Source organism: Pantoea sp. 9140 (assembly GCF_000745295.1).
Lineage (GTDB): Bacteria > Pseudomonadota > Gammaproteobacteria > Enterobacterales > Enterobacteriaceae > Pantoea > Pantoea vagans.
In genome coordinates, this window is sequence record NZ_JQNO01000001.1 from 3439295 (window position 1) to 3451292 (window position 11998).

At 50.9% G+C, this 11998-nt stretch carries 19 protein-coding genes; 1 reads left to right on the forward strand and 18 read right to left on the reverse strand.

All coding sequences use genetic code 11. The annotated features are described in order from the left end of the window. Nucleotides 1-137: 137 nt before the first annotated feature. From rpsQ to rpsJ, 11 genes are read right to left on the reverse strand one after another with little or no spacing between them, the layout of a single operon-like run. Complete coding sequence (gene rpsQ / locus FA92_RS15965; RefSeq protein ID WP_003850147.1) at nucleotides 138-392, reverse strand: 30S ribosomal protein S17; 255 nt, start codon at nucleotides 390-392, stop codon at nucleotides 138-140. Further along, nucleotides 392-583, reverse strand: coding sequence for a 50S ribosomal protein L29 (rpmC, locus tag FA92_RS15970; RefSeq protein WP_003850146.1), 192 nt, complete (start codon nucleotides 581-583; stop codon nucleotides 392-394). The genes rpsQ and rpmC overlap by 1 nt, the downstream gene beginning before the upstream one ends. Then, nucleotides 583-993 carry a 50S ribosomal protein L16 gene (rplP, locus tag FA92_RS15975; RefSeq protein ID WP_008927134.1) on the reverse strand — a complete coding sequence of 137 codons (411 nt, stop codon included), beginning with the start codon at nucleotides 991-993 and terminating at the stop codon, nucleotides 583-585. The genes rpmC and rplP overlap by 1 nt, the downstream gene beginning before the upstream one ends. A 12-nt stretch (nucleotides 994-1005) precedes the next feature. Beyond that, nucleotides 1006-1704 carry a 30S ribosomal protein S3 gene (rpsC, locus tag FA92_RS15980; RefSeq protein ID WP_008927135.1) on the reverse strand — a complete coding sequence of 233 codons (699 nt, stop codon included), beginning with the start codon at nucleotides 1702-1704 and terminating at the stop codon, nucleotides 1006-1008. Nucleotides 1705-1721: 17 nt separating this feature from the next. Further along, nucleotides 1722-2054 (reverse strand): 50S ribosomal protein L22, encoded by a 333-nt coding sequence (rplV, locus tag FA92_RS15985; RefSeq protein WP_008927136.1) that lies wholly within the window; start codon nucleotides 2052-2054, stop codon nucleotides 1722-1724. Between the two features lie 13 nt (nucleotides 2055-2067). Beyond that, a complete protein-coding gene (gene rpsS, locus FA92_RS15990; RefSeq protein WP_001138115.1) occupies nucleotides 2068-2346 on the reverse strand; it encodes a 30S ribosomal protein S19 in 279 nt (92 codons plus the stop codon). 16 nt (nucleotides 2347-2362) lie between these two features. Next, nucleotides 2363-3184 carry a 50S ribosomal protein L2 gene (gene rplB, locus FA92_RS15995; protein WP_013359239.1) on the reverse strand — a complete coding sequence of 274 codons (822 nt, stop codon included), beginning with the start codon at nucleotides 3182-3184 and terminating at the stop codon, nucleotides 2363-2365. A gap of 17 nt (nucleotides 3185-3201) precedes the next feature. After that, a complete protein-coding gene (rplW, locus tag FA92_RS16000; RefSeq protein ID WP_033784138.1) occupies nucleotides 3202-3504 on the reverse strand; it encodes a 50S ribosomal protein L23 in 303 nt (100 codons plus the stop codon). Next, nucleotides 3501-4106: a 50S ribosomal protein L4 gene (gene rplD / locus FA92_RS16005; protein ID WP_003850711.1), complete on the reverse strand. Its 606-nt coding sequence runs from the start codon at nucleotides 4104-4106 to the stop codon at nucleotides 3501-3503. Before rplD ends, rplW begins: the two co-directional genes overlap by 4 nt. Before the next feature lie 10 nt (nucleotides 4107-4116). Continuing rightward, nucleotides 4117-4746, reverse strand: a complete 630-nt coding sequence (gene rplC / locus FA92_RS16010; RefSeq protein ID WP_003850712.1) for a 50S ribosomal protein L3 — start codon at nucleotides 4744-4746, stop codon at nucleotides 4117-4119. Between the two features lie 32 nt (nucleotides 4747-4778). Continuing rightward, a complete protein-coding gene (rpsJ, locus tag FA92_RS16015; RefSeq protein WP_001181005.1) occupies nucleotides 4779-5090 on the reverse strand; it encodes a 30S ribosomal protein S10 in 312 nt (103 codons plus the stop codon). Nucleotides 5091-5483: 393 nt separating this feature from the next. Here rpsJ and FA92_RS16020 point away from each other — a divergent pair, with 393 nt between their 5' ends. After that, on the forward strand, nucleotides 5484-6251 hold the full coding sequence (locus FA92_RS16020) for an A24 family peptidase (RefSeq protein WP_033784139.1): 768 nt from the start codon (nucleotides 5484-5486) through the stop codon (nucleotides 6249-6251). Here FA92_RS16020 and bfr read toward each other — a convergent pair. From bfr to tusB, 7 genes are all read right to left on the reverse strand, one after another. Further along, nucleotides 6238-6711: a bacterioferritin gene (gene bfr / locus FA92_RS16025; RefSeq protein ID WP_013359241.1), complete on the reverse strand. Its 474-nt coding sequence runs from the start codon at nucleotides 6709-6711 to the stop codon at nucleotides 6238-6240. The genes FA92_RS16020 and bfr overlap by 14 nt on opposite strands. A 100-nt stretch (nucleotides 6712-6811) precedes the next feature. Next, on the reverse strand, nucleotides 6812-7006 hold the full coding sequence (gene bfd, locus FA92_RS16030) for a bacterioferritin-associated ferredoxin (protein WP_033784140.1): 195 nt from the start codon (nucleotides 7004-7006) through the stop codon (nucleotides 6812-6814). Nucleotides 7007-7178: 172 nt separating this feature from the next. Beyond that, nucleotides 7179-8363, reverse strand: a complete 1185-nt coding sequence (tuf, locus tag FA92_RS16035; RefSeq protein WP_013359243.1) for an elongation factor Tu — start codon at nucleotides 8361-8363, stop codon at nucleotides 7179-7181. Between the two features lie 68 nt (nucleotides 8364-8431). Continuing rightward, nucleotides 8432-10546: an elongation factor G gene (gene fusA / locus FA92_RS16040; protein WP_033734130.1), complete on the reverse strand. Its 2115-nt coding sequence runs from the start codon at nucleotides 10544-10546 to the stop codon at nucleotides 8432-8434. A 90-nt stretch (nucleotides 10547-10636) separates the two neighbouring features. Continuing rightward, nucleotides 10637-11107 (reverse strand): 30S ribosomal protein S7, encoded by a 471-nt coding sequence (rpsG, locus tag FA92_RS16045; RefSeq protein WP_009087603.1) that lies wholly within the window; start codon nucleotides 11105-11107, stop codon nucleotides 10637-10639. Between the two features lie 96 nt (nucleotides 11108-11203). Then, on the reverse strand, nucleotides 11204-11578 hold the full coding sequence (gene rpsL, locus FA92_RS16050; protein ID WP_003852912.1) for a 30S ribosomal protein S12: 375 nt from the start codon (nucleotides 11576-11578) through the stop codon (nucleotides 11204-11206). Between the two features lie 124 nt (nucleotides 11579-11702). Beyond that, the gene (gene tusB / locus FA92_RS16055; protein ID WP_033734132.1) at nucleotides 11703-11990 is read right to left on the reverse strand and encodes a sulfurtransferase complex subunit TusB; all 288 of its coding nucleotides are present in this window, start codon (nucleotides 11988-11990) and stop codon (nucleotides 11703-11705) included. Nucleotides 11991-11998 lie beyond the last annotated feature (8 nt).

The window sequence follows — 11998 nt, forward strand, 5'->3', positions numbered from 1 at the left end:
TAGACCTGACAATCTGCTAAATTTTTGAGCACCATCAAATCTGCTCTGTCACAGGCACAAATGGATCAACCCCCGATTACAGGCAAAAAAAAACCCCCTGCCGAAGCAGAGGGTTTCCTCAGAGAATACAATTCTTATTACAGAACCGCTTTCTCGATTACGCGAACCAGGGTCCAGGATTTAGTCTTGGACAGTGGACGGCATTCGCGGATTTCTACCACGTCACCAATTCCACATTCATTGTTCTCGTCATGGATGTGCAGCTTGGTCGTACGTTTGATGAATTTGCCGTAGATCGGGTGTTTCACAAAACGTTCGATAGCAACAACTGCAGATTTCTGCATTTTGTCACTTACTACACGACCCTGCAGAGTACGGATTTTATCGGTCATTACGAACCCGCCTTCTCAGTCAGTAAAGTCTTAACGCGTGCAACATCACGGCGAACCTGTTTCAGCAGATGAGTCTGCTGCAGTTGGCCAGATGCTGCCTGCATGCGCAGGTTAAATTGCTCACGCAGCAGATTAAGCAGCTCAGTGTTCAGCTCTTCAACGCTTTTTTCACGCAGCTCAGTTGCTTTCATTACATCACCGTCTTAGTTACAAAGGTGGTTTTGATAGGCAGTTTTGCTGCTGCCAGCTTGAATGCTTCACGGGCCAGCTCTTCTGGTACGCCGTCCATTTCATACAGGACTTTACCAGGCTGGATCAGGGCAACCCAATACTCTACGTTACCCTTACCTTTACCCATACGCACTTCCAGCGGCTTCTCGGTGATCGGTTTGTCCGGGAATACTCGGATCCAGATCTTACCTTGACGCTTAACTGCACGGGTCATAGCACGACGTGCTGCTTCGATCTGACGAGCAGTCAGACGACCACGGCCAACAGCTTTCAGACCGAAAGTACCGAAGCTGACATCCGTACCCGCAGCCAGACCGCGGTTACGGCCTTTGTGCACCTTACGGAATTTCGTACGCTTTGGTTGTAACATCAGCGACTCTCCTTACTTACGGCCTTTACGCTGCTGCTTTTTAGGTTGAGCAGCCGGTTCCGGTTGTTCAACAGCAGCCATACCACCCAGGATCTCACCTTTGAAGATCCATACCTTAACGCCGATTACACCATAAGTGGTGTGCGCTTCAGAGGTGTTGTAGTCAATGTCAGCACGCAGTGTGTGCAATGGCACGCGACCTTCACGATACCATTCGGTACGTGCGATCTCAGCGCCACCCAGACGGCCGCTAACTTCAACTTTAATACCCTTCGCGCCAAGACGCATGGCGTTCTGAACTGCACGCTTCATAGCACGACGGAACATCACACGACGCTCCAGCTGTGAAGTGATGCTGTCAGCTACCAGTTTCGCGTCCAGTTCCGGCTTGCGGACTTCGGCGATATTAATCTGTGCAGGAACGCCAGCGATTTTCGCGACGACCGTGCGCAGTTTTTCTACATCTTCGCCTTTCTTACCGATAACGATGCCCGGACGAGCGGTGTGAATAGTCACACGGATGCTCTTCGCTGGACGCTCGATAACGATACGAGAGACAGATGCTTTAGCCAGTTCTTTAGTCAGGAACTGACGTACTTTAAAATCGCTGTCCAGGTTGTCAGCGAATTCGTTGGTGTTCGCAAACCAGGTAGAGTTCCATGGTTTTACAATACCCAGGCGAATACCATTAGGATGTACTTTCTGACCCATTGCTAGTCTCCAGAGTCTCAGCGATCGGACACAACCACAGTAATGTGGCTGGTGCGCTTCAGGATGCGATCTGCACGACCTTTGGCACGCGGCATAATGCGTTTCATGGTCGGACCTTCATCAACGAAAATTTTCGTGATTTTCAGATCGTCGATATCAGCGCCATCGTTGTGTTCGGCGTTAGCAATGGCAGATTCCAGAACTTTTTTGACCAGTACAGCCGCTTTCTTATTGGTGTAGGTCAAAATGTCCAGTGCCTGCGACACTTTCTTACCGCGAATCAGGTCAGCAACAAGGCGAACCTTCTGAGCAGAAGAACGAGCGTGGCGATGTTGAGCTAAAGTTTCCATCTCTTCCTCCTACTTATTTCTTCTTGGCTTTTTTATCAGCCGCGTGACCGCGATAAGTACGTGTCGGCGCGAATTCACCCAGTTTGTGACCAACCATTTCGTCGGAAACAAAGACAGGAACGTGCTGACGACCATTATGGACAGCGATGGTCAAACCGATCATGTTAGGAAAGATCGTTGAACGACGGGACCAAGTGCGCAAAGGCTTCTTGTCACCGCTTTCCACCGCTTTCTCTACCTTCTTCAGCAAGTGCAGGTCAATAAAAGGACCTTTCTTGAGAGAACGTGGCATGGCTTATCCTCTAATATTATTTGCTACGGCGACGTACGATAAACTTATCGGTACGCTTGTTGCTACGGGTCTTCTTACCTTTGGTCTGAACGCCCCACGGAGTTACCGGGTGCTTACCAAAGTTACGACCTTCACCACCACCGTGCGGGTGATCAACTGGGTTCATCGCGGTACCACGAACGGTCGGACGAACACCACGCCAACGGGCTGCACCAGCTTTACCCAAAACGCGCAGCATATGCTCAGCGTTGCCGACTTCGCCCAGTGTTGCGCGGCAGTCAGACTCGACTTTACGCATTTCACCTGAACGCAGACGCAGGGTAACGTAAGAACCTTCACGCGCAACGATCTGCACGTAAGCACCAGCTGAGCGAGCAATCTGACCGCCTTTGCCTGGTTTCATTTCTACGTTATGCACGGTTGAACCCACCGGGATGTTACGCATCGGCAGTGTGTTACCTGCTTTGATCGCAGCATCAACGCCAGATTGGATCTGGTCGCCGGCTTTCAGGCCTTTAGGGGCCAGGATGTAACGGCGCTCGCCGTCTTTGTACAGAACCAGTGCGATGTTCGCAGAGCGGTTCGGATCGTACTCAAGACGTTCAACGGTTGCCGGGATACCATCTTTGTTGCGTTTGAAGTCAACAATACGGTAAGCCTGCTTGTGACCACCACCGATATGACGGGTAGTGATACGACCATTGTTGTTACGGCCACCGGATTTGCTGTTTTTTTCTACCAGCGGGGCAAATGGTTTGCCCTTGTGCAGCTCCGCGTTTACCACTTTAACTACATGGCGACGACCCGGAGATGTCGGTTTACATTTAACAACTGCCATTGTCTTTCTCCTCCGACTTACTCAGCGCCGCCAGTGAAGTCCAGATTCTGGCCTTCTTTCAGGGTGACGTAAGCTTTTTTCCAGTCGCTACGACGACCGATACGCTGTCCTTGACGCTTAACTTTGCCCTTAACTACCAGGGTGTTTACGTCTTTAACTTCAACTTCGAACAGTTTCTCAACAGCAGCAACGATCTCTGCTTTGGTCGCGTCATTAGCAACTTTGAGAACGATGGTATTAGTTTTTTCCATCGCGCTAGATGCTTTTTCAGATACGTGCGGCGCGCGCAGTACTTTCAGCAGACGTTCTTCACGGATCATGCCAGCATCTCCTCAACTTGCTTAACTGCATCAGCAGTCATAACGACTTTGTCGAAGGCGATCAGGCTAACTGGGTCGATACCGGATGCATCACGCACGTCAACCTTATACAGGTTACGCGCAGCCAGGAACAGATTCTCATCCAGTTCACCGGTGATGATCAGCACGTCTTCCAGAGCCATGTCTTTCAGTTTCTGTACCAGCAGCTTGGTTTTCGGTGCTTCTACAGCAAATGATTCGACAACGATCAGACGATCTTGACGTACCAGCTCGGACAGGATGCTTTTCAGCGCGCCGCGGTACATCTTTTTGTTAACTTTTTGACTGTGGTCCTGCGGCTTCGCAGCAAAGGTCACGCCACCTGAACGCCAGATTGGGCTCTTTACAGAACCTGCACGCGCACGGCCGGTGCCTTTCTGACGCCATGGCTTTTTGCCTGAACCGGTTACTTCGGCGCGAGTTTTCTGCGCACGAGTACCCTGGCGGGCGCCAGATGCGTAAGCAACAACAACCTGGTGAACCAGCGCTTCGTTGAAATCACGACCGAAGGTAGTTTCGGAAACAGTCAGCGCGCTCTGCGCGTCTTTCAATACTAATTCCATTGCTATCCCCTTACGCCTTCACAGCTGGTTTAACGATCAGGTCGCTACCGGTAGCACCGGGAACTGCACCTTTAACCAGCAGCAGGTTGCGCTCAGCGTCAACACGTACTACGTCCAGACTCTGAACGGTTACGCGCTCATTACCCAGCTGACCTGCCATTTTCTTGCCTTTGAACACTTTGCCCGGAGTCTGGTTCTGACCGATAGAACCCGGAACGCGGTGAGACAAGGAGTTACCGTGAGTAGCGTCCTGGGTACGGAAGTTCCAGCGCTTAACGGTACCGGCGAAACCTTTACCTTTAGAGGTACCGGTTACGTCAACTTTCTTAACTTCAGCGAAAATCTCAACGCTGATGCTCTGACCTACAGAGTACTCTTCACCTTCAGCGGTGCGGAATTCCCACAGGCCACGGCCAGCTTCAACGCCAGCTTTAGCAAAATGACCAGCTTCAGGTTTGGTCACACGGTTTGCTTTTTTAGCACCGGTGGTAACCTGAATTGCCTGGTAACCATCGTTTTCCAGGCCTTTGACCTGAGTAACGCGGTTCGCTTCAACTTCGATTACGGTGACGGGGATAGAAACGCCATCTTCAGTGAAGATGCGGGTCATGCCCACTTTTTTACCGACTAAACCAATCATTGTTTCAACCTCTCAATCGCTCGATGACCTGATTAACCCAGGCTGATCTGCACGTCAACACCGGCAGCCAGATCCAGACGCATCAGAGCATCAACCGTTTTTTCAGTTGGCTCAACGATGTCTACCAGACGCTTGTGAGTGCGGATTTCGTACTGATCACGCGCATCTTTGTTAACGTGCGGAGAGATCAGAACAGTAAAACGCTCTTTGCGGGTTGGCAGCGGGATTGGACCACGAACCTGCGCACCAGTGCGCTTGGCGGTCTCAACGATTTCCGCGGTTGATTGATCGATCAGACGATGATCAAACGCTTTAAGACGGATACGGATTCTTTGGTTCTGCATGAGACCAGAGCTCCAAACTTTTTATAGACGAAAAAAATTACTACTCGAGCCCATTACGATTGATGGGAGAGTGTAATCGTTCAGCATATAACTCCCCAATTGGGAGTATTGTCAGGCGGCCTATATTTCAGCCGTCTGCGATTCTGCTCGAATCGCGCCTGCAATATCTGCAGGCCCGCGCATTATACGTAAATCTGTTCAGGAAGCAACCCGTGTTGCGGTTTTCCCTGTTAAATAGTGGCCGGTTCGTGCGGCACGCGTCGCAATGCATTGCCACAGAGCGGTTAAACCACAAATTTTGTTGCGAGCACTTTTCCGCCGTTATTTATCCATGGATGACACAGAATAAGAAGCCGATGAAAGTGCTCTTAACTTCTCATCCGGAGCAGCATCATGTCACTGTTCACTCAATTCATAGCACTCGCTGGCGGAGGCGCACTGGGAAGCTTTCTTTCGCTGGCCTGTGTGCGCTTCTCACCTGCCCTCTCGCCCGCTCAGTGGTTTGTCGCACTCTGCTTTCCCGGTTCACGGTGTGATTGTTGTCAGCAGCGCCTGCTATGGCGCGATACGCTGCCATTGATTAGCTGGCCATGGTTAAGAGGCCGGTGCCGCTTCTGTCATCATCCGTTCGGTGCGAAAAGCTTTATCACTGAATGGCTGGTCGCAATACTTTGCCTGCTGGTGCTGCAAAGCTTCACCGATCCTGCCGACGCTATCTTCATCATTACTGCCTCCAGCCTGCTGCTTCTGGTGGCTGCCATTGATCGCCACCACTTCTGTATACCTGACCCGCTCAGCTATCTGCTGCTCTGGCTGGGATTACTTCACGCCACCGTAACCGGAAATGAAACAGCAGCGATATGGGGCGCCCTGTCGGGCTACTGTACATTATGGCTACTTGCCTGGAGCTATCGGCAGGTTCGGGGCCACGAAGGATTGGGTTATGGTGATATGAAGCTTTTCGCGGCGTTAGGGGCGTGCTGTGGATGGCAGGCACTACCCTGGATTGCACTGGGAAGCACTTTTCTGGCACTGGCGACAATTGTAATGCTGCAGCGTCGGGGGATAATTCAGGGGAAAAGCCCGCTGCCGTTTGGCCCTTTCCTGGCCATTGCGGGCTGGGTAACGATCGTGCTGCAGACCCGATTCACTCTTCTTTGATTTGAGCCTGCAGATAGTTCTGGATGCCCATCTTCTGGATTAACTCAAGTTCCGTTTCAATCCAGTCGATGTGATGCTCTTCATCAGCCAGGATTTCAATCATCATGTCACGACTGACATAGTCATGTACCTTGTCAGCATAGGAGATGGCCTCACGCAGATCTTTAGCGCCTTCCAGCTCCAGATTCAGGTCTGAACTCAGCATCTCCTCGACGTCTTCACCAATACGCAGACGTCCCAGATCCTGAAGATTTGGAATGCCCTCAAGAAAGAGTATGCGTTCAATGTATTTGTCAGCATGCTTCATCTCGTCGATCGATTCGTGATACTCCACATCGTTGAGGCGCGTCAGCCCCCAGTTTTTAAACATGCGCGCATGCAGAAAGTACTGGTTGATGGCAACCAGTTCATTTCCAAGCAGTTTATTAAGATGACTGATAACTTTGATATCGCCCTTCATTGTTAACCCTCCGCGTCTGGTTTATTAGAGCGTAGATGTGGTTAAAAAGAAGTCAAAAAAACGCGACAGATATTGTGGGTATTCACACATCCAGGGGCAGTCAGGCTATCTCTTTATAGAGCGGGGCATGCTGCATCTCTTCATCCATAATCTCACGCGCAGCACGAACGCATTTGCCACACTGTTTGCCTACCGGAACAAACTGGCGCAGCTGCTGAATAGATTTGGGCTGATATCGACGCACAACTTCACGAAGGGTTTTATCACTGATGGCATTACACAGGCAGACGTACATTGATTCATCACTCGGGTACATTTTCTGTACACAGTGTAAATGCGAATCGTTTTTATTTCAAACCTACCCTTTGCAGGGTTATGACCATTTTCAGAGCAAAAAAAAGAGCACCGGAGTGCTCTTTTTCACTGTGTTGCAATGGCCGTTTGCACGACCACAGCAGGTATCACAATTAAGCGATAACTTTAGCAACAACACCCGCGCCAACGGTACGGCCACCTTCGCGGATTGCGAAGCGCAGACCTTCGTCCATTGCGATTGGGTGGATCAGGGTAACAACCATTTTGATGTTGTCGCCTGGCATGACCATTTCAACGCCTTCTGGCAGCTCTACTGAACCGGTCACGTCAGTGGTACGGAAGTAGAACTGTGGACGGTAGCCCTTGAAGAACGGAGTATGGCGGCCACCTTCGTCTTTAGACAGAACGTAAACTTCTGACTCGAACTGGGTGTGTGGCTTGATTGAGCCTGGCTTAGCCAGAACCTGGCCACGCTGGATGTCTTCACGCTTGATACCGCGCAGCAGAACACCACAGTTTTCGCCTGCCTGACCCTGGTCCAGCAGCTTACGGAACATCTCAACACCGGTACAGGTTGATTTAGCAGTATCTTTGATACCAACGATTTCAACTTCGTCGCCGACTTTAACGATGCCGCGCTCAACACGACCGGTAACAACGGTACCACGGCCAGAGATTGAGAATACGTCTTCGATTGGCAGCAGGAACGGCATGTCGATCGCACGCTGTGGTTCTGGGATATAGGTATCCAGATGCTCAGCCAGTTCGATGATTTTCGCTTCCCACTCAGCTTCGCCTTCCAGCGCTTTCAGAGCAGAACCACGAACGATTGGAGTGTCGTCGCCTGGGAAGTCATAGGCTGACAGCAGGTCACGCACTTCCATCTCAACCAGTTCCAGCAGCTCTTCATCATCAACCATGTCACATTTGTTCAGGAACACGATGATGTAAGGAACGCCAACCTGACGACCCAGCAGGATGTGCTCACGGGTCTGTGGCATCGGGCCATCAGTCGCAGCAACAACCAGGATCGCGCCGTCCATCTGCGCAGCACCGGTGATCATGTTTTTCACATAGTCGGCGTGGCCTGGGCAGTCAACGTGTGCATAGTGACGTGACGGGGTTTCATACTCAACGTGTGAAGTGTTGATGGTGATACCACGTGCTTTCTCTTCTGGTGCGTTATCGATCTGATCGAATGCACGAGCCTGGCCGCCGTAAGTTTTAGACAGTACGGTGGTGATAGCTGCAGTCAGGGTGGTTTTACCGTGGTCGACGTGACCGATGGTGCCCACGTTTACGTGCAGTTTGTTACGCTGAAATTGCTCTTTCGCCATGGCGATAATTCCTTACGTTGTGCCTTCGCCATCTGGGTGAAGGCATCAGTTCAAATTTAAACCGTAGCTTATTTGCTACGAGCTTCAATAACGGCCTGCGCTACGTTGTTCGGCGCATCGTCATACTTCAGGAACTCCATGGAGTAAGAAGCACGACCTTTGGTCAGAGAACGCAGCTGAGTTGCGTATCCGAACATCTCAGACAACGGAACTTCAGCGTGAATCTGAACGCCAGTAGCGTTAGATTCCTGCCCTTTGAGCATACCACGACGACGGCTAAGGTCACCGATGACATCACCCGTGTTCTCTTCTGGCGTTTCAACTTCAACCTTCATGATAGGCTCAAGCAGAACAGGTGTCGCTTGTTTAAAGCCTTGTTTGAAGGCAATAGACGCGGCCAGTTTAAACGCCAGTTCTGAGGAGTCGACATCATGGTAAGAACCGAAGTGCAGACGCACGCCCAGATCCACAACCGGATAACCAGCCAGAGGGCCTGATTTCAGCTGCTCCTGGATACCTTTGTCAACCGCAGGGATGTATTCACCAGGAATCACACCACCTTTGATGTCGTTGACAAATTCGTAACCTTTCGGGTTCGAACCTGGCTCCAGTGGGTACATGTCGATAACAACATGACCGTACTGACCACGACCACCAGACTGCTTGGCGTGTTTACCTTCAACATCGGTAACTTTGTTGCGAATCGCTTCACGGTAAGCAACCTGTGGTTTACCCACGTTTGCTTCAACGTTGAACTCACGCTTCATGCGGTCAACGATGATGTCGAGGTGCAACTCACCCATACCCGCGATGATGGTCTGGTTAGATTCTTCATCAGTCCATACGCGGAATGATGGGTCTTCTTTCGCCAGACGGCCCAGAGCCAGACCCATTTTTTCCTGGTCAGCTTTGGTTTTTGGTTCAACGGCGATAGAGATTACCGGCTCCGGGAACTCCATGCGCTCAAGGATGATGACGTTCTCTGGGTCACACAGGGTGTCACCAGTGGTCACATCTTTCAGGCCGATTGCAGCTGCGATATCACCCGCACGGACTTCTTTGATCTCTTCACGCTTGTTAGCGTGCATCTGAACGATACGGCCCAGACGCTCACGGTTTGACTTAACCGGGTTGAACACGGTGTCGCCAGTGTTAACAACACCAGAGTAAACGCGGAAGAAGGTCAGGTTACCTACAAACGGGTCAGTAGCGATTTTGAACGCCAGTGCAGCAAACGGCTCGTTGTCGTCTGAGTGACGAACAGCCGGCGTGTCTTTACCGTCGTCCAGCATACCGTTGATCGCGGTAACGTCAGTCGGTGCTGGCAGATATTCAACAACTGCATCCAGCATCGCCTGAACACCTTTGTTCTTAAATGCAGAACCACAGGTTACCAGGATGATTTCGTTGTTCAGAACACGCTTACGCAGAGATGTTTTGATCTCTTCTTCAGTCAGTTCTTCACCACCGAAGAATTTCTCCATCAGCTCATCAGAGCCTTCAGCAGCGGCTTCAACCAGCTTCGCACGCCATTCTTCAGCCAGTTCCTGCATATCAGCTGGAATATCTTCGTAAACGAAGGTCACACCCTGATCTTCGTCGTTCCAGTTGATTGCTTTCATTTTCACCAGGTCAACAACACCGGTGAATTTCTCTTCTGCGCCGATAGCCAGCTGCAGAGGAACTGGAGTTGCGCCCAGACGAACTTCCATCTGGTTAACAACTTTCAGGAAGTTAGCACCCATGCGGTCCATTTTGTTAACGAACGCAATGCGTGGAACTTTGTATTTGTTAGCCTGACGCCATACGGTCTCAGACTGTGGCTGAACGCCACCAACTGCACAGTAAACCATTACCGCACCATCAAGCACACGCATAGAACGTTCTACTTCAATGGTGAAGTCAACGTGTCCTGGGGTGTCGATGATGTTGATGTGGTGTGGTTCGAACTGCTTAGCCATACCAGACCAGTAACAGGTGGTCGCAGCGGAAGTGATGGTAATACCACGTTCCTGTTCCTGCTCCATCCAGTCCATGGTTGCTGCGCCGTCATGTACTTCACCGATTTTGTGGTTTACACCGGTGTAGAACAGAACGCGTTCGGTAGTGGTAGTCTTACCGGCGTCGATGTGCGCACTGATACCGATGTTACGGTAGCGAGCAATGGGTGTTTTACGAGCCATTTGATTCCTCGGTTTTTCGGACGTTCAAAATTAGTCAACCCCAGCGGGTTGGCCCTTTGGGCGCCCGCTGGTTTAACAACTACGCGACTGTTACCAGCGGTAGTGAGCGAACGCCTTGTTGGCTTCAGCCATACGGTGAACGTCTTCACGTTTCTTCACTGCAGTACCTTTGTTCTCTGCAGCATCAGAAAGTTCGTTCGCCAGGCGAAGAGCCATTGATTTATCACCGCGTTTACGAGCAGCATCTACGATCCAGCGCATTGCCAGGGCATTACGACGAACCGGACGGACTTCAACTGGTACCTGATAAGTAGAACCACCAACGCGACGTGACTTAACTTCGACAGTCGGACGCACGTTTTCCAGCGCTACTTCAAAGGCTTCCAGGGAGTTTTTACCTGAACGCTGAGCCAGGGTCTCAAGCGCGGTATAAACGATTGATTCTGCAGTAGATTTTTTACCATCTACCATCAGGATATTTACAAATTTGGCCAGCAGCTCTGATCCGAACTTAGGATCTGGCAGAATTTTACGCTGACCAATGACGCGACGACGTGGCATGGAAATACTCCGTTGTTAATTCAGGATTGTCCAAAACTCTATGAGTTTATTATGACATTTAATTTAAAACGTTTGGCCTTACTTAACGGAGAACCATTAAGCCTTTGGCTTCTTCACGCCGTACTTGGAGCGAGCCTGCTTACGGTCTTTAACACCTGAGCAGTCCAGCGCGCCACGAACGGTGTGGTAACGCACACCTGGCAGGTCTTTTACACGACCGCCACGGATCAGGATCACAGAGTGTTCCTGCAGGTTATGACCTTCACCGCCGATGTAGGAGGTAACTTCAAAACCGTTGGTCAAACGCACACGGCAGACTTTACGCAGTGCGGAGTTTGGTTTCTTAGGAGTGGTGGTGTACACACGAGTACAAACGCCACGTTTTTGCGGGCAAGCTTCCAGCGCCGGCACGTTGCTCTTTGCAACTTTGCGGACGCGTGGTTTGCGAACCAGCTGGTTAACTGTTGCCATTAAATAGCTCCTGGATTTGCTTTTGCTTCGTAAACACGTAATAAATCGCCTCGTAGAATTACGAGGAGGCAGAATTTTAGGGCTGAGTCAAAGGGGTGTCAAGAAATAACCAGGTTTTAGCCGATTACCAGACCATTTGTTGCGGATGCCTGATCGTTAGCGTGACAAAGCCAGTATAGTCTACAGACTGCACGCTGCTCGAAATTTGTTCAGTAAGTCCGCGCGCCTGGACATCCTCAGCAAGCACCCATAGCGTTGCTTTACACGCTGACAACTGCGCCAATGCGCGACTGCCTGCTAAGGCAGCCAGCACGCCATCCTGCAGCAGCAGCAGGTCATCCCCCTCACCCGCGATTAAAAGCAGGGTTTCGAGGTCACAGTGTGCCGGTGAATGCATTAAGGTGTGCAGCATTAACGTCT

Coding starts and splice junctions, on each gene's coding strand:
- rpsG (WP_009087603.1), bottom strand. CDS start 11,107: ATGCCACGTCGTCGCGTCATTGGTCAGCGTAAAATTCTGCCAGATCCT.
- rpsL (WP_003852912.1), bottom strand. CDS start 11,578: ATGGCAACAGTTAACCAGCTGGTTCGCAAACCACGCGTCCGCAAAGTT.
- rplC (WP_003850712.1), bottom strand. CDS start 4,746: ATGATTGGTTTAGTCGGTAAAAAAGTGGGCATGACCCGCATCTTCACT.
- FA92_RS16020 (WP_033784139.1), top strand. CDS start 5,484: ATGTCACTGTTCACTCAATTCATAGCACTCGCTGGCGGAGGCGCACTG.
- rplP (WP_008927134.1), bottom strand. CDS start 993: ATGTTACAACCAAAGCGTACGAAATTCCGTAAGGTGCACAAAGGCCGT.
- rpsJ (WP_001181005.1), bottom strand. CDS start 5,090: ATGCAGAACCAAAGAATCCGTATCCGTCTTAAAGCGTTTGATCATCGT.
- rplW (WP_033784138.1), bottom strand. CDS start 3,504: ATGATCCGTGAAGAACGTCTGCTGAAAGTACTGCGCGCGCCGCACGTA.
- rpmC (WP_003850146.1), bottom strand. CDS start 583: ATGAAAGCAACTGAGCTGCGTGAAAAAAGCGTTGAAGAGCTGAACACT.
- rplD (WP_003850711.1), bottom strand. CDS start 4,106: ATGGAATTAGTATTGAAAGACGCGCAGAGCGCGCTGACTGTTTCCGAA.
- tusB (WP_033734132.1), bottom strand. CDS start 11,990: ATGCTGCACACCTTAATGCATTCACCGGCACACTGTGACCTCGAAACC.
- rplV (WP_008927136.1), bottom strand. CDS start 2,054: ATGGAAACTTTAGCTCAACATCGCCACGCTCGTTCTTCTGCTCAGAAG.
- rpsQ (WP_003850147.1), bottom strand. CDS start 392: ATGACCGATAAAATCCGTACTCTGCAGGGTCGTGTAGTAAGTGACAAA.
- rpsC (WP_008927135.1), bottom strand. CDS start 1,704: ATGGGTCAGAAAGTACATCCTAATGGTATTCGCCTGGGTATTGTAAAA.
- tuf (WP_013359243.1), bottom strand. CDS start 8,363: ATGGCGAAAGAGCAATTTCAGCGTAACAAACTGCACGTAAACGTGGGC.
- bfr (WP_013359241.1), bottom strand. CDS start 6,711: ATGAAGGGCGATATCAAAGTTATCAGTCATCTTAATAAACTGCTTGGA.
- bfd (WP_033784140.1), bottom strand. CDS start 7,006: ATGTACGTCTGCCTGTGTAATGCCATCAGTGATAAAACCCTTCGTGAA.
- fusA (WP_033734130.1), bottom strand. CDS start 10,546: ATGGCTCGTAAAACACCCATTGCTCGCTACCGTAACATCGGTATCAGT.
- rplB (WP_013359239.1), bottom strand. CDS start 3,184: ATGGCAGTTGTTAAATGTAAACCGACATCTCCGGGTCGTCGCCATGTA.
- rpsS (WP_001138115.1), bottom strand. CDS start 2,346: ATGCCACGTTCTCTCAAGAAAGGTCCTTTTATTGACCTGCACTTGCTG.